The sequence below is a fragment of the Methylobacter tundripaludum genome (assembly GCF_002934365.1).
GTDB lineage: Bacteria > Pseudomonadota > Gammaproteobacteria > Methylococcales > Methylomonadaceae > Methylobacter_A > Methylobacter_A tundripaludum_A.
On the sequence record NZ_PTIY01000010.1, the window covers coordinates 42,916 to 58,482 of the forward strand.

A 15,567-nucleotide genomic window follows, 5' to 3' on the forward strand; every position below is an offset into this window, starting at 1 on the left:
TTTGCCCTTTGCCCTTTGCCTTTCGCCTTTCAATATCCCCATTTTATCAGTGCTAATCCGTCAAATCCGTGCCATCCGTGTTCCGCTATTTATCAATCATGTGGATTGCAGCAGTCGGGCACTGCAAGGTGCAGGCGGTACAGCCTGTGCAAAGGTTGTAATTCACGTCGTAGAATTTGCCTTTGCCGAGCTTGATAATGGCCCCTTCCGGACAAGCGCCGTAACAGCCGTCGCATTCGAAACAGTTGCCGCAGGAATAACAGCGGCTGGCTTCGTAAGTCGCCTCCTCCAAGGTCAGCCCGCCCAACACTTCGTCGAAGTTTTTATTCCGCACTAGCGGCGACATCGTGGGTTGTTCCGACTGGTCGGCATCGGTGCTGTACCAAAGATTGAGTTCTTCATGCAGGACGATGTGCTTCTTGCCGGGATGCTGATATTGAGTGCCGCGCAGGTAAGCGTCGATATTTCTGGCGGCTTTTTTGCCGTGTCCGGTCGCAATGGTCACGGTGCGCAAGCTGGGTACCATGTCGCCTCCGGCAAAAACGCCTGCTGCGGCGGTCATCATGTTGTCGTTAACGGGAACCACGCCGTCGCTTTGCGCTTCAATCTCAGGAAAGGTTTTTAATAACTCGGAATCGATATTTTGCCCCAGCGCCAAGATCAACGTATCGGCTTCGATGATTTCAAACTCGCCGGTGGCTTGCGGCCGGCCTTTGTCGTCCAGGGCCATGATTTCAACCTGAATGCGGCTGCCGTCAATGCCTACGATGGTGCGTAGCCAGTGAAACGCCACGCCTTCTTCGATCGCTTCGGAGGCTTCAAAATCATGCGCGGGCATGTTTTTGCGGTCGCGCCGGTAAATGACCATAGTTTCCGCACCCAACCGCTTGGCGGTCCGCGCCGCATCCATCGCGGTATTGCCGCCGCCGTAGACGGCGACCCGTTTGCCGATCTTGGACGGTTTGCCCAAACCGATGTTGTGTAGGAAAGTGACCGCATCCCTAGTGTCGCTTTCGCGGTATAAGGGTATATCAATCGAGCGTCCTATATGCGCTCCGACGGCGACAAAAACCGCATCAAAATTCCCGGCTTCTTTTTCCGCTTTTAAATCTTCAATTTTCCGGTTCAGCGTGATCTTTACGCCCATGTCCTCGATACGCTTGACCTCGGCTGCCAACACTTCGCGCGGCAAGCGGTAAGACGGAATGCCGAAGTGCATCATGCCGCCCGCTATCGGTTGCGCGTCCCTGATTTCAACGTCATGGCCCAAACGGGCAAGATGATAAGCCGCCGACAAGCCGCTGGGTCCCGCCCCGACCACCAGCACCCGTTTATTGGATTTTTCGCCGACGATCTGCGGCGTCCAGCCCTGTTCGAAGGCCATGTCGCCAAGAAAGCGTTCAACCGCATGAATGCTGACCGCTCCGTCGACCGCCACCCGATTGCAGGCCGATTCGCAAGGATGGTAACAGACGCGGCCATGCACGGCGGGCATCGGGTTATTTTCCAGTAAGCTATTCCAGGCTTCCTGATAGCGTCCGGCCTGAGCTAAATCCAGCCAAACCTGGATGTTTTCACCGGCCGGACAGGCATTATTGCAAGGCGGCAGGTAGTTTTCGTAAACAGGCATGCGCCGTTGCTGCGGGCCAGTGCCGGTACTCAATGTCAAATCCGGTGGAGTGGTCATATCGTGGTGTTTCATATGCGCTTAACTCAATGGTTGCGGTTCAGATTTATTGCCGAGGTAACTTGCAATCGCCCAATCGGACTGTGTGTTCAAACTAAATCATCCACACCCGGCAAGATGCGGACACTTTGCCTATTCTACCCTGTAAGCCAGAACGACGTTAGGCAATCCGCAAATACTAGCGGGGTTTTATTTCAATTGTTCAATGATCGGAGAAACTTTATGAATCAAGCATTTTATCGCTAATTGACACTCCCCTCATTCAGACTTATAGTCGTCAACACGCAATCCACCGGGATTGGCGCTTTTTACCGCAAAAAGACACGCAGTTTTCGTCGATTTCTGCTGCATAACCCACGAGTTCTGGATTATGCAGGAGACAGAAATGCACGGAGCAATTGCCGAGAGCACCAACAGTACGCGCTTTAGGCGACGTAAAAGAAAGTAACTCGCTTTCGGGCGCGAGAACCCGATCCAAATAACCGTCGCGTCAGCGACACCTTTCTGCAACAGATAAGAACCGTGTAACATCAATTAATTATGAGAAATACAACTAAACGATATGCCGCAGTCGGTTTATTTTTTACGATACTGCTCGTTCTAATGCCGGCTACCAAAGCAATGGCCGATAATTTGCAGCCCCCGCAGCAGGTCATACAAAATGTTTCGACACAACTACAGCAAAAACTGCGGGATAAATCCTTTACCAAGAATTTTGCTCAAGTTGCGCAGTATGTTCACAACGTCATTGACCCGCATACGGATTTCGACAAAATCGCACCGTTAGTTTTGGGAAAATACTGGAAAACAGCAACAAGCGGGGAGCAAGAGCGTTTTAAACATGAATTTCAAACGCTGATAGTCAGAACCTATTCCAGGGCGTTTGTGGAATATAACGACTGGTCGATACGTTACATGCCGGTTGAAATGGCGGATGAGGCCACAAAAGTCATCGTCAAAACGGAAGTTCTGCAACCCGGCCGTCAGCCTGTCGATGTAAATTACCGGATGTTCCTGAGTAAAGGCGAATGGAAAGTCTACGACATTATGATTGACGGTGTGAGCCTGGTGACTAATTACCGTTCGAGTTTTAGCGAAGAAATACAAAAGAAAGGCTCATTAAGCGCCGTGATCGATGCACTGGCCAAACGTAATATTGAAGCGCTTGCTGCAAAAGGTTCCTCATGACGGTCAGCCACAATCTAAAAAACTTCATTCATACCTTGGCGCTCTTTCTTTGCATGGGCGCTATTTTGTCGCTGCTGGGTTTTATTTTGGCCGGGGCCACGGGTATTTTATGGGCGGCAGCTCTGGGCGTGATGATACTTGTTATTAGCCCGAACATATCGCCGTCTTTTATCTTTTCCATGTATAAGGGAAAGCTGCTGTCGGAAAACGATGCGCCCCGCCTTTATCAGATAATACGGGAACTGGCCGCCCGCGCCGATTTGCCGTCGCTGCCCGCGATTTACTACCTGCCCAGCCAAATCATGAATGCTTTTTCCGTAGGCACGTCCGAAAACTCGGCCATCGGCCTCAGCGACGCCCTGCTAAATTCGTTGAGCGAACGGGAGATTATTGCCGTGCTGGCGCATGAAATCAGTCATATCCGGCATAATGATGTGCGGGTAATGACTTATGCCGACATCATCAGCAGAGTCACCAGCGCCTTGTCTTTAACGGGTTTTCTATTGATTTTTTTCAATTTACCGCTGTATTTCATGGGCCTGGTTACCATTTCCTGGTCTGCATTGGGCGTGCTCGTTATGGCGCCTACGATTATGAGTTCGCTGCAACTTTCATTATCCCGAATGAAGGAATTTGACGCCGACCGCCACGCCGTTTTATTAACAGGCGACCCCGAAGGTCTGGCAATGGCGTTAAGAAAACTAGAACTCTACGAATCATCGGTTTTCGATATGCTGTTTGGCCGCAGCGGTCATGGCGCATCGATTCCATCAATCCTCAGAACCCATCCTGAAACCGAAGAAAGAATAAAACAGCTGTTAAGCCTAAAGAAGCCTTCCCGGCAAACTCTGCAATATTCAATCCACGAGAAGTTTTACATCCCCGCCCACTATCGTAAATCGATCAGAAAACCCCGCTGGCATTTAGGCGGATTCTGGTACTGACCGGCATTACAACAACAATCCCAATCTTCCTCAACGCTAAAACTCTTCCCATCCGCCGCTATCTGCCGATTGCGGATCCAGTTTAACGATGTGACCCACAGGAACATGGTCGGCTTCAGTTTCGTTTTCAGCCGGTTCGGCAAGATAAGAATCCGCATCGCCTTCCATTTTAAAGTGCGCTACCGTAACCGTCAGCTGTTGCGTCTGCTCTTCCAGCGACTCCGCCGAGGCTGTGGCTTGCTCAACCAAAGCGGCATTTTGCTGGGTTACGTCGTCCATCTGGCAAATGGCCATATTCACTTGCTCGATACCCGCAGTTTGCTCGACAGAAGCCGCGCTGATCTCGGACATGATGGCCGTAACGCCACGGATAGAGTTAACGATGTCTTCCATAGTCTTTCCGGCTTGAGAAACCAGTTTACTGCCGTCCTCAACTTTCTCAACCGAATCGCCAATCAGGTTTTTGATCTCCCCGGCGGCGGATGCAGCGCGTTGTGAGAGACTCCGCACCTCTCCGGCCACTACCGCAAAGCCGCGGCCCTGCTCCCCGGCACGGGCCGCCTCAACTGCGGCATTGAGTGCGAGTATATTAGTCTGAAAGGCGATGCTGTCTATCACAGAGATAATTTCGACAACCTTGCGCGAAGATTCATTGATGCCTTCCATCATTTTTACAACTTGACCGATCACAGTAACGCCCTTAGCCGCGGTACTTGAAGCACTAACGGCAAGTTCACTGGCGTGCTTGGCGTTTTCAGTATTTTGCTGTACCGCCGAGGTCAGCTTTTGCATACTGGTCGCCGTTTGATCCAAGCTGGTTGCCTGCACTTCGGTGCGGTGAGACAACGATGTGTTGCCGTGCGCGATTTCTTTTGCGGCAATATGAATCGATTCCGCGACCTCCTTAACTTGACCGAGAATATCATTAAGATCGTCCACCGTGGAATTGGCGTCGTCCTTGAGTTGCCCGAAGGTGCCTGAATAGTAATTAATGATTTTTTCAGTCAGATTTCCGTGGGACAAGGCATTGAACACACGCACCGCTTCATTAAGGCCGCTTTCGCTGGTTTGCATCAACTGGTTGATCGATTCACTCAACTCACGGTAGAAACCTGTCTTACCCTGCATAACAATGCGTTGGGTAAAATCACCCATCACAGCAGCCACCAGAATAACGGCCACCTCTTTTTCCACCATGACTTCCGCAGTGCGGTCCAGCCATTCCGCGACCGTCCCCATACGCCTGCCTTGCGGGTTGATGACCGGACTGGCGGTCACCACCCAATAGCGCTCTCCCAAAGCAATATTGACTGGGCTTAAACTGCCGGCGGCATTAGCCAGTAACTGTGCCTGATGCGACGGATTCTTGTGAAAGACGTCAATATTAGCGCCGACCAGATTATCAACGGAAAAATCCGGCAACAGCTCGCGGATACTTGCTTCGGCTTTGCCGAACATACCGGCTGCCGCTTTATTGACATAAATGATGTTACGGTCATTGTCGGCAATCATTACGCCGGTACTGACGTTATCCAATGCAATCTTAATGCGCAGATGCTCATCGGCAATGCGCTTGGCTTCCGCGACATCAAAGCCGAGCTTGATCTGCATCGCCTTGAGCGCCGCCGTCACCTTGCCAACCTCGTCCATACTGCCTATTTCAATCGGGTGATTGTAATTACCCTGGGCTATTTGTCCAAAATGCCTGATCGTAGCGTTCAGCGGGCTGGCGATGGAACGCAGCAAAGAGAAACTTAGCCACAACGCCAGCAAAATACCCGAAGCGATCAAGATACCGGCGCTGTCGCGGGTACTGTAATAACGAGACAAACTCGCCTCGAATTCATTCTTGGTATCGTCTATCTGTAATTGCAATAAATTCTGAGCTTCCTCATTGACCGATTCGTAAAGCGGAGCGACCTTATCCTCGATAATCTTACTGGCAAGTGCGACGTTATTACTGCGCAATGCTGAAATAGCCGGTTGCAAACCTTCGGTCACAAAACGACTTTCGTCATTTTTGAATTGATTCGCCTGGTTTTTTTCACTCGCATTAAGCGGGCTTTCAAGGTATGCCTCCAAAATCTTGGCGATAACGGCGATGTTGCGTTCGACTTCGGCGGTATTTTTCTGAATCGATTCGGGAGCCGGGTTGAACAGACTGGAGGAAATACTCAGCCGGTTAATCAACATCAATTTCTGTATCTGGGAAATCCGGTTCAAAGGCAACATATGATGGTCATGAACGTTAAGCAATCCTTCGCTGTCCTTGCTCATACCGAAAAGCCCCAGGGCGCCGACAATGCACAGCAGGATTGACATGATAGCGATAACCATCAATAAACGAGCTTTGATGCTGATGTTTTCCAGCGACGGAAATCTTCCCCGCAATGTCTTTTTGACGATTTTTCCATGCTGTATTTGGGTATTGCCCGCCTTGCCTTCGCGAAACTTCCGGTAAGCCTCGGCGGCCTCTGCAACCTGCTTTGGGCTGGGTTTGCTGCGTACCGACATATAACCGGCCAGCTTATCATTCTCATAGTAGGGCGTAACATTGGCCTGAACCCAGTAAAAGTCGCCGTTTTTGCAACGATTCTTGATCACGCCGGTCCATGGACGGCCCGATTTCATCGACTGCCACAAATCGGCAAAGACTTCTACCGGCATGTCAGGATGACGGATTATATTGTGCGGGACGCCAATCAGCTCTTCTCTAGTAAACCCGCAAATCCGAATAAAATCTTCATTTGCGTAGGTAATCATCCCCTCTAAGTCGGTCTTGGTAACAATGGAATCAGTCTCTGTAAGCGCGCGCTCCACATTGGTGATCGGCAAGTTAATTTTCATGGGGTGTTTTTTCTTGGAAGTTGGATAATTTAAATACTTTTTGATGTTGCAAAACGAATTTTGAACGTCGCTATTTTTCTTGTTCCCACTCGCTGAGCATTAATGCCCTTAAGTTAAGGAAGCGCTGTTAAAAACAATGTGTTTTCTATTGTGAAAGTTGAACAACGTTCCCGTTGCTGTAGGGTGCGCCGGCGCGCTTTTCCCGATGGTTGAAAAAAACCGCCATCCCTTGGCTCGCACGACGCACCCGACTCGATTAACATTTTGTTTTTTACATTCTAAGCAAAAACTCAGAACATACCTCCCAAATAAAATCACCTCGTTAATGCGTTCTCACGTAGGAGAGCGTGAAATAATTGATTGAGTAAGGAGCACAAACCTGGTTTGTACTCCTTAACTCGTCCATATCCTCGAGAGTATGGGAACGAAGCCAACCGGCAACCGGATTAACGGTCGCCCACTTTAAAGAACGCCATAACCTGTTGCAGCTGCATGGCTTGGCCGCTCAGCTCTTCCGCCGTGGCGGCAAGCTGTTCCGAACCCGATGCGTTTTGTTGCGCCGCTTTATCCAGCTGACCGACCGCATCGCTGATCTGGCCTATGCCTTGCGCCTGCTCTTCCGAAGACGCGGTAATTTCTTCGACTAGATCGGCGGTCTTCTGAATATTAGGCACCATTTTTTCCAGCAGGATGCCTGCGTCCTCGGCAATCTTGACGCTGTTTTTTGCCAAGCTGTTGATTTCCTGGGCGGTTACCCGGCTGTTTTCCGCCAGCTTCCTGACTTCGGCGGCGACGACGGTAAAGCCTTTGCCGTGTTCGCCGGCACGCGCCGCTTCAATCGCGGCATTGAGTGACAATAGATTGGTTTTGTAAGCAATATCTTCAATCAATCCGATTTTATCGGCGATTTCTTTCATCGCCTCTACGGTACGTTTCACCGCCTGCCCGCCATTGGCGGCCTCTTCCGCAGCCGTTGTCGCCATACTGTTGGTCACTTTGGCGTTATCGGCATTCTGTTTAACCGACGCACTCAACTCTTCGATGGAAGCAGTGGTCTCTTCAACGCCCGATGCCTGCTCGGTGGCGCTTTGACTGATGGATTGGGCGGTCGCGCTGATTTCCTGCGAGGCGCTGCCCAAGGCGTCGGAATTGGTGCGCACTTGCTGTACAACACTGCTGAGCTGGTCGCGCATGGTTTGCAGCGCATTGGCCAGAACGCCGATCTCGTCTTTCTGGTCAATATCGATCTGTGCGGTCAAATCCCCTTCCGACAGGGACTCGGCGAATTTAACCCCCAGAATAATCGGTTTGGTGATCATCGAAGCCAAAAACAACGCAATGATAACGCCCAACACTATCGCCAGAATGATCGTGCCGATGATGATTTTGTTGGCGTCACTGACCAATTGCTCGGCTTCGGTACGCGCATTGCCCAACTGTGCGTAACCGGCGGCTTCGGCGTCTTGCGCCTGCTTGATCACATTACTGCCCAGACTTGCCATATCGGCCAAAATAGCTTTCAGTTTATTGTCGTTTTCTATCCAGCTTTTGGCTGATTCGGTGTAATTCCGCGTTCCGTTACGGGCGTCTGTAATCAATTTGATTTCGTCTTCTTTCACGACAATTTTTTGCAGATCGTCGTATAAGTCCATTAGCTCCGGCAATAAAACTTCCATTTTTTTCCAGGCCACGCGATCCTTGTAATTAACTTCTTCCTTTTCAGCGCGCATGATTTGCATCGCTTTGATATAGATATTGGTCGTGATGATATAACGCTGGACGAACTGATCAAGCTCCTGTGCGCTTAATCCTTTTTTCATCGCTTCGCTATAATTGTTTACCTGCTTTTTAAGCATGATATCGGCCGCATTCGCTACGGTATTGCCGTTTTCCACCATCTCGGCAACGGATTGTTTGTTCGCTTTCAGTGCGGCAACTCCCGCCCGGTATTTATCGGCGTATTGCGCAGTGCCTTCCCTTGCCGTTTTCGACTGCTCCAACAGCTCAGTGTTCTTGTATTGCTTAGCTACGGTATCCACTTTATCCAGGAAACCCATCAGTTCCTTGACGTTCTGTTCGGCGCGCTGGTGAACTTCGTCCTTTTCCTGCAACAAGTAGTTTTTTTCTTCCATAATGGTCGACAGCGCCATCCGTTCGACCCCGGTTGCGTATTCAACCGCCTTGCCGTTGTTATCGGTAATGCCGAACAGCGAATCGGACACTTTGCCAATATAGAGCTTTGACAGCATTCCGAATCCGCAGGTAATCAATACCAACAGCAACGCACCGGTTAATATCTTGGTTTTTATACTTAAGTCTTTTATGTTCATAAAAATGAGTCCTTGTGTGGATTATCAGTTCAGTGCGGTGAAGCTGGTTTCTTTGTTTGTGTTGCCGCCTTCGTATTCGGCAACTTGTTTGAGCTGAGATAATTCTTTTATCGAAAGCACGCGGTTAATATTCAGCAAAATAATAAATTCGTCACCCACCCGTCCCATCGACTGAATAAAATCGGTTCGAATATCGGCGCCAAAATCGGGCGGCGGCATGATATTCGCCTCGGGTATTTCCAGAATTTCATCGACGGCGTCGACCAACATCCCCAGTAACTGGGCATCCTCGTTGTATTCAACCTGCACCAGCACGATACAGCTGCGTTTGGTTATTTCGCTGCTTTGCCGACCCAGGCGCGCCGACAAATCGATGACCGGAACGACGTTACCGCGCAGATTAATGACGCCGCGTATATACTCGGGCGTCATCGGCACGTCGGTAATCGTGTTGATTTCGATAATTTCTTTGACGTCCAAAATGCTGATAGCCAGATTTTCATTGCCTGCCCGAAAAGTCAGGTACTGGCGTAGTTGATCCTGAGCCGCTAACTCGGTTTTGTTTTCTTGCTTATGTATTAACTGGTTCATGGTTCATCTACCTGTCAAAATCGTTCAAAATCATGTTCATTAAATTCAGGTTTGGTTCCTCCCGCCTTGCTGACCGGCATGGGCGTCGGTGTTACCGGAGAAGGTCCGGCCGAAGTAAAATGAGGAGCGGTTTTTTTGTTGGCGCCCGTCTGTTTGCCGGGAAGGATGGATTGTCTCGTTTGGCCTTTAGCGGTGCGACTTTGGTTCGCATCCACTTTAAAGAACGCCATAACCTGTTGCAGCTGCATGGCTTGGCCGCTCAACTCTTCCGCCGTGGCGGCAAGCTGTTCCGAACCCGATGCGTTTTGTTGCGCCGCTTTATCCAACTGGCCGACCGCATCGCTGATCTGGCCTATGCCTTGCGCCTGCTCTTCTGAAGACGCGGTAATTTCTTCGACCAGATCGGCTGTTTTCTGAATATTGGGTACCATTTGCGCTAACAGGTTACCCGCGTCTTCGGCAATCTTGACGCTGTTTTTGGCCAGCGTATTGATTTCTTGCGCGGTTATCCGGCTGTTTTCCGCCAGCTTCCTGACTTCGGCTGCGACAACGGTAAAACCTTTGCCGTGTTCGCCGGCCAAGGCTGCTTCAATCGCGGCATTGAGCGACAACAGATTGGTTTTATAGGCGATGTCCTCAATCAGGCTGATTTTTTCAGCGATTTCCTTCATCGCGTCTACGGTGCGTTTCACCGCCTGCCCGCCATTGGCGGCCTCTTCCGCAGCCGTTGTCGCCATGCCGTTGGTTAATTTAGCGTTATCGGCGTTTTGTTTAACCGATGCGCTCAACTCTTCGATGGAAGCCGTGGTCTCCTCAACGCCCGCTGCCTGTTCGGTAGCGCTTTGACTGATGGATTGGGCGGTCGCGCTGATTTCCTGCGAGGCGCTGCCCAAGGCGTCGGAATTGGTGCGCACTTGCTGCACAACGCTGCTGAGCTGGTCACGCATACTTGTCATTGATTTAGCCAACATGCCGATTTCGTCATTTTGTTCAAGGTCGATACGAACGGTCAGGTCGCCTTGGGCTAAAGACTCGGAAAACTGTTGCATCGCAAATAAAGAGCGTGAAATACCTCGAATCAACATAAAACCGATGAATACCGACAATAACAAACCCACTGTCAGAAGAACGATCGAAATAAAACGGCTTTCTTCATAACGGGTTTGAGCCAGATCGTATTCTTGTTTGGCGACATCCAGCTGTAATTGCATCAACGCATTGATACCTTCTGCAACAGGTACGAATAATGGGCGCACTGACTCCCTGACGGTCTTCTCCACAGCTTCGGCATTGCCGGCAAGCAGGTATTCCATGATGGGATTTAAGCCTTCAACCACAAATCGCTTACGATCGATTGCAAATTTATCGGCCAGTTTTTTCTCTTCCACCGTTAGATAGGTTGACATGTACTGATCCCATATCTTGTTAATATCGATAATATTCTGTCTGACGAGATCGATATTTTTTTGACTTTCTTCCTTGAACACCAAGGTATTGGTAATTGCCAGCCGATTAGCCAGTAATTTTGCATTAATTTCGCCCAACTGCCCCATAGGCACAGTACGGTCGACATAAACGGTTAGCAAACCTTGATTGGCTTTTTTCATCCCGTTCAAACCGAGAGCCCCTAACGCAATAGCAAGCACTGACATTAGTCCTACAACCAAAATCAGCCGGGCTTTGATAGTGAGGTTCTTCAGCATGGCAAGACTCCCGTGTATATGCATATTTTCATTATTAAGTCGTTACTATTCATAGAGTACCTGGCCTGTTTTTAGATTGAAGCTCAATTTGGGAACCCCAATATTGATAATTGGATTGTCGTTCTGTTAAAAATTCAGCCACAGCCTGCTGCGCTGGCTTTTTAAACACCCGACAACAACGCCAAAGCAGGATTCGCCCGCTTTTTTGCGTGATGAATAAGCCCTTGCACGTCGAGAATTAATGCCACATCACCACTACCCAGCACAGTTGCTCCGCCAATACCGTCGAGATTCTCAAACAGCTTGCCGAGCGGTTTGATTACGGTTTGATTTTCGCCATGCAACTCATCGACAACAAAACCCGCCTTGGCCTCGCCGAAACGCACGACAACCAAGCTTTCCCGTTGAGTGCGCGTGTGTTTTTTATTGTTGTGGAAGAAATCGCCCAAACGCAAATACGGCAAAACCTGCCCGCGCAGATTGACGTAATGTTGAACGTCGTCAATTTGCCATTCGTCGCTGTTCATCTCGACGCATTCTTCGACCATACTCAACGGTATGATATAGCGTTCCTGTTGCGCTTCCACCATAAACCCATCGATAATCGCCAGCGTTAGCGGCAAATGGATTGTTACCGAAGTGCCTTGCCCCAACTCGCTGTCTACGGAAACACTGCCGCGCAATGCCTCGATATTGCGCTTGACCACATCCATACCGACGCCGCGACCGGACAGGTTGCTCGCCTCCTCTTTAGTGCTCAAGCCGGGTTCAAAAATAAGGCTGTAAATTTCACTCTTGCTGAGGACTTGATCCGGCTTAATCAGCCCTTTGGCTATCGCTTTGGCGACGATTCTTTCCGGGTCCAGGCCTTTGCCGTCGTCACTGATCTGGATCACGATGCGTCCCGAGTCATGATAGGCGTTCAACTGTATAGTGCCTTTTTCGGGTTTTCCCGCCCGCACGCGCACTTCGGGGGATTCAATGCCATGATCAAGCGAATTGCGCACCAGGTGGGTCAGCGGATCGTTGATTTTTTCCACTACGGTTTTATCCAGTTCGGATTCGCCGCCGGTTATTTGCAATTGAATTTGCTTGCCCAATTCCTTGCTGACGTCATGCACGACTCTCTGGAAGCGCGTAAACGTTTCGCCGATCTGCACCATGCGTAATTGCAATGCGGTATCGCGTATATCTTCCACCAGATGACTCATGGTCGAGGCGACGTCGTCGACATCGGACAAGCCGTGCTTATCGACCATCAGCCGCATCGCGGCGCCCGAAATAACCAATTCCCCGACCAGATTGATAAGATAACCCAGCTTGGCGGCGTCTACCCGGATGTAATTGGACTCCTTGTTAATCTTTTGTTTGACTGCTTCCTGCTTTTTAAGCGCCTGCTCTATGACCGGTTGCTGCAATATATTTTTTTCCACCAGCCTTTCGCCGAGCGGTTTCGCCTCGGCATCATCATCTTCGCGCTGCTCGTGAAGCGTGTTTGCAACTTCTTTTTCAGTCAAGGCGCCGATCTCGACCAGCATTTCGCCTAAGCGCTTGACTTGATCTTCCGGTAAATTCGCCAGCAACTGCACGTAGTGTTCCTGCCTGGAATTCGGCGGCAAGATATGAATATCGCAATCGTCCTCGGCAAACTCGAACACGTCTTCTATCGTTTTTTTATCGGCGCTGCTGTTAAAAGCTATTTTAAAATTGAGGTAACAATCCTCGGGAACCATATCCTCAATGCGCGGAAGCGCCGGCATGGTAATAATCACTTCGATTATTTTTCCAAGCGTTTGCAGATAACGGATAAACGACAGCGGATCCATGCCGTTTCGGAGGGCGTCCTTTTTAAAAGCCAGGCTGATAACCCAATTATCGCTGCTGTTAGACGTATTGGGATCGACTTCAAAATGATCGGCTTTTTCCTCTTGGGTCGAGGGCATGCCTCCGGCGGCGGGTGCTCCGGTTAACCGGACAATCAGCGCCTGATTTTGCTGCTGCAACGCTTCCGGCAGCGGTTCGCCCTCATTGAAAAGAACGTGCTGAATCAGCTGCGCCGTGTGGTCTTTACAGGCCAGCAAAACCGAGATGAGTTCTGCATCAATCAAACGCTCGCCGTTTCTAACCCGGTCCAACACGGTTTCGGCCTCATGGGTGAAAGCGACAACATCGTCGAACCCAAACAATCCCGAAGACCCTTTAATGGTGTGCATCGCGCGAAAAATACTGTTGATGCAATCAGCGTCGTCGGGCGCGCCTTCCAAGCCTAACAAGGCTTCTTCCATTGCCGTCAGTAATTCGTCGACTTCCTGGGAAAAGGTTTCTAAGGCGGGGTTCATATCGCTCATGATTTTTTCCAATTAGCGGGGATAACAATGGGATCGCCAAAATACATACCGAGTTTGAGCAGCTCAAAAACCTCAATCACCGCTTCGCTGTGCCGCAACAATCGCAGCGTAAACCCTCGTTTTTGCGCTTCGGCCTTCAGTAACAACAGCAATTGCAAACCCGCGCTGTCTATTTCAGTGACGGCCGACAAATCAAGCTGCAACTCCCTTGTACCCGGATGAAAATACCCCAACAAGGTTTCCTTGAGCGATTCGGCATTGTAGATAGTCATGTCATCCTTAATGGCCAATTGAACTGTCCCGTCATTTTTCTTAGCTTTTGCAGTCATGGCATCTCTCGGATAAGGTTACGGCAGCACTAATTTGGCAATGGCTGCGAGCAGGATAGGCGGTTGGAAAGGTTTGGTCACCCAGGCTTTAGCACCGGCCTCTTTGGCGGCCCGTTTCTTATCGTCTTCCATTTCAGTAGTCAGCATAATGATGGGGGTGAATTTGTAATGGTCGAGTTGTTTAACGGCTTTAACAAAGGTAATGCCGTCCATAACCGGCATATTAATATCGCTGACGATAAGATGGATTTTCACCCCAGTCAGTTTGCTTAACGCGTCTTTGCCGTCGCACGCTTCGATCACCTCATAACCCGCACCTTTTAGGGCAATGCTGACAACCTGCCGCATTGAGGCCGAGTCGTCCACGATCATAATTGTTTTTGCCATAAGTTAAAGCCCAGTGTTGAATTAAAAAATACGTTCTTGATTCGCATCAAAAAAAAGTTAAATCATCGTCTGAGTCGTCCGGCGAATGCTTAGCCCGGGAACTGACCGACTTGTAGTTTTCTTCTATATGCTCTACGGCTTTATCGACTTCAAGCATATCGCCGTCGCGATTACTGCCCTGCTGTTGAATTCTTTCGATGGTTTTTTGTAGATTCAGCAAGTTGTTTTCGACTTGCGTTAATATCTGGCTGACGCGATCCTGAAACTGCAAGGCCACCAGGACATTATTGATCTCGCCGCGAATTTGCTCGGCATGGTTTCTAAGCGCGCAGGCATCATCGCGGTAATGGCCCAGAACTTGGCTCAAAAGGGCTAATGTCTGGTTGATATTGGCTTCGGCCTGGGACAAGACTGCGTCATCAACGGCTTTTTGCTCTGCCTGACGAAGCTGTCCGAGCAAATCCAGAATCGGTTGCAGCAAATCGCGACAGGCATCGATTACGCTGTCCAGGTGGTTGCTTTGCCGCCCGCCAAAGGCATTATCGGTGCTGTCTACAATCAGTTGGAGTTCGTTGACCATGCAGGAAAAACGGCTCGATAGCGAAGTAATTTCCTGCTCGGTATGCTCGCGCGAAACCATTACGTGCTGGGAAAGTATAGGACTGATGGTCAGCAGCAGCCGCTCCAACTCGCCGGTATAGGTCGAAACCGCCGCTATCTTGCTGTTTTCGTCCTGAGCCCAGCGGAAATTGGTTTGCGCCAATTCGTTATCATGGCGGCGCCACAAAAACAAACCGCTTCCAATCCCGAAAAACACCAGCAGCACACTGAACAACACATTATATAAGGTAGCGCCGTATTGCCACCCCACGACCATACCACCCAATATTACCGGCAATGCAGAAAGTGAAATGTACAAAAATTTACCGTCGGCATTGTTCTGGATCTGCTGCATTAAAATCCCCGTTGTTCTTGCGAAGGACATAGTTTAGTATGTAATCATACTTATATCCATTCAAAACTGTACGGAATATACGGCAATAACATTTTAATTATATTGACTTTTACAAAGAATCTATAATCAATTGCTTACGAGCTTTATTTTCGCATAGCGCCTTAAGCCATCCTCCTCCCTATAGACCATACGGTTTTATATAGGCGCGATTACGGCCGAGATGACATATTAAGATCACTTAAAGCAGGAATTTATTAT

At 49.7% G+C, this 15,567-nt stretch carries 11 protein-coding genes; 2 read left to right on the forward strand and 9 right to left on the reverse strand.

Translation table 11 applies throughout. From position 1 onward, the window contains the following. Positions 1–85 precede the first annotated feature (85 nt). Positions 86–1,687: an NAD(P)-binding protein gene (locus tag B0F88_RS12695; protein WP_104424421.1), complete on the reverse strand. Its 1,602-nt coding sequence runs from the start codon at positions 1,685–1,687 to the stop codon at positions 86–88. Positions 1,688–2,227: 540 nt separating this feature from the next. On the opposite strand from B0F88_RS12695, the gene B0F88_RS12700 reads away from it, so the two are divergent. Together B0F88_RS12700 and B0F88_RS12705 are read left to right on the forward strand one after the other, a co-directional pair. Further along, positions 2,228–2,875 carry an MlaC/ttg2D family ABC transporter substrate-binding protein gene (locus B0F88_RS12700; RefSeq protein WP_104424303.1) on the forward strand — a complete coding sequence of 216 codons (648 nt, stop codon included), beginning with the start codon at positions 2,228–2,230 and terminating at the stop codon, positions 2,873–2,875. Continuing rightward, the gene (locus B0F88_RS12705; RefSeq protein ID WP_104424304.1) at positions 2,872–3,819 is read left to right on the forward strand and encodes a zinc metalloprotease HtpX; all 948 of its coding nucleotides are present in this window, start codon (positions 2,872–2,874) and stop codon (positions 3,817–3,819) included. The genes B0F88_RS12700 and B0F88_RS12705 overlap by 4 nt, the downstream gene beginning before the upstream one ends. A 36-nt stretch (positions 3,820–3,855) precedes the next feature. On the opposite strand, the gene B0F88_RS12710 is transcribed toward B0F88_RS12705, so the two are convergent. From B0F88_RS12710 to B0F88_RS12745, 8 genes are all read right to left on the reverse strand, one after another. Further along, on the reverse strand, positions 3,856–6,666 hold the full coding sequence (locus B0F88_RS12710) for a methyl-accepting chemotaxis protein (protein ID WP_104424305.1): 2,811 nt from the start codon (positions 6,664–6,666) through the stop codon (positions 3,856–3,858). Positions 6,667–7,112: 446 nt separating this feature from the next. Further along, positions 7,113–8,996 carry a methyl-accepting chemotaxis protein gene (locus B0F88_RS12715; protein ID WP_258076658.1) on the reverse strand — a complete coding sequence of 628 codons (1,884 nt, stop codon included), beginning with the start codon at positions 8,994–8,996 and terminating at the stop codon, positions 7,113–7,115. A gap of 24 nt (positions 8,997–9,020) precedes the next feature. After that, positions 9,021–9,587 carry a chemotaxis protein CheW gene (locus B0F88_RS12720; protein ID WP_104424306.1) on the reverse strand — a complete coding sequence of 189 codons (567 nt, stop codon included), beginning with the start codon at positions 9,585–9,587 and terminating at the stop codon, positions 9,021–9,023. A 14-nt stretch (positions 9,588–9,601) separates the two neighbouring features. Then, on the reverse strand, positions 9,602–11,290 hold the full coding sequence (locus B0F88_RS12725; protein ID WP_104424307.1) for a methyl-accepting chemotaxis protein: 1,689 nt from the start codon (positions 11,288–11,290) through the stop codon (positions 9,602–9,604). 161 nt (positions 11,291–11,451) lie between these two features. Next, positions 11,452–13,638, reverse strand: a complete 2,187-nt coding sequence (locus B0F88_RS12730) for a chemotaxis protein CheA (RefSeq protein WP_104424308.1) — start codon at positions 13,636–13,638, stop codon at positions 11,452–11,454. Next, on the reverse strand, positions 13,635–13,967 hold the full coding sequence (locus B0F88_RS12735) for an STAS domain-containing protein (protein ID WP_104424309.1): 333 nt from the start codon (positions 13,965–13,967) through the stop codon (positions 13,635–13,637). The genes B0F88_RS12730 and B0F88_RS12735 overlap by 4 nt, the downstream gene beginning before the upstream one ends. 18 nt (positions 13,968–13,985) lie before the next feature. Then, on the reverse strand, positions 13,986–14,354 hold the full coding sequence (locus B0F88_RS12740; RefSeq protein ID WP_104424310.1) for a response regulator: 369 nt from the start codon (positions 14,352–14,354) through the stop codon (positions 13,986–13,988). 46 nt (positions 14,355–14,400) lie between these two features. Then, the gene (locus tag B0F88_RS12745) at positions 14,401–15,309 is read right to left on the reverse strand and encodes a hypothetical protein (RefSeq protein ID WP_104424311.1); all 909 of its coding nucleotides are present in this window, start codon (positions 15,307–15,309) and stop codon (positions 14,401–14,403) included. Positions 15,310–15,567 lie beyond the last annotated feature (258 nt).

Excerpts from the sequence above, each read along its gene's own strand:
- B0F88_RS12695 (WP_104424421.1), bottom strand. The coding sequence starts at position 1,687 with ATGACCACTCCACCGGATTTGACATTGAGTACCGGCACTGGCCCGCAG.
- B0F88_RS12700 (WP_104424303.1), top strand. The coding sequence starts at position 2,228 with ATGAGAAATACAACTAAACGATATGCCGCAGTCGGTTTATTTTTTACG.
- B0F88_RS12705 (WP_104424304.1), top strand. The coding sequence starts at position 2,872 with ATGACGGTCAGCCACAATCTAAAAAACTTCATTCATACCTTGGCGCTC.
- B0F88_RS12710 (WP_104424305.1), bottom strand. The coding sequence starts at position 6,666 with ATGAAAATTAACTTGCCGATCACCAATGTGGAGCGCGCGCTTACAGAG.
- B0F88_RS12715 (WP_258076658.1), bottom strand. The coding sequence starts at position 8,996 with ATGAACATAAAAGACTTAAGTATAAAAACCAAGATATTAACCGGTGCG.
- B0F88_RS12720 (WP_104424306.1), bottom strand. The coding sequence starts at position 9,587 with ATGAACCAGTTAATACATAAGCAAGAAAACAAAACCGAGTTAGCGGCT.
- B0F88_RS12725 (WP_104424307.1), bottom strand. The coding sequence starts at position 11,290 with ATGCTGAAGAACCTCACTATCAAAGCCCGGCTGATTTTGGTTGTAGGA.
- B0F88_RS12730 (WP_104424308.1), bottom strand. The coding sequence starts at position 13,638 with ATGAGCGATATGAACCCCGCCTTAGAAACCTTTTCCCAGGAAGTCGAC.
- B0F88_RS12735 (WP_104424309.1), bottom strand. The coding sequence starts at position 13,967 with ATGACTGCAAAAGCTAAGAAAAATGACGGGACAGTTCAATTGGCCATT.
- B0F88_RS12740 (WP_104424310.1), bottom strand. The coding sequence starts at position 14,354 with ATGGCAAAAACAATTATGATCGTGGACGACTCGGCCTCAATGCGGCAG.
- B0F88_RS12745 (WP_104424311.1), bottom strand. The coding sequence starts at position 15,309 with ATGCAGCAGATCCAGAACAATGCCGACGGTAAATTTTTGTACATTTCA.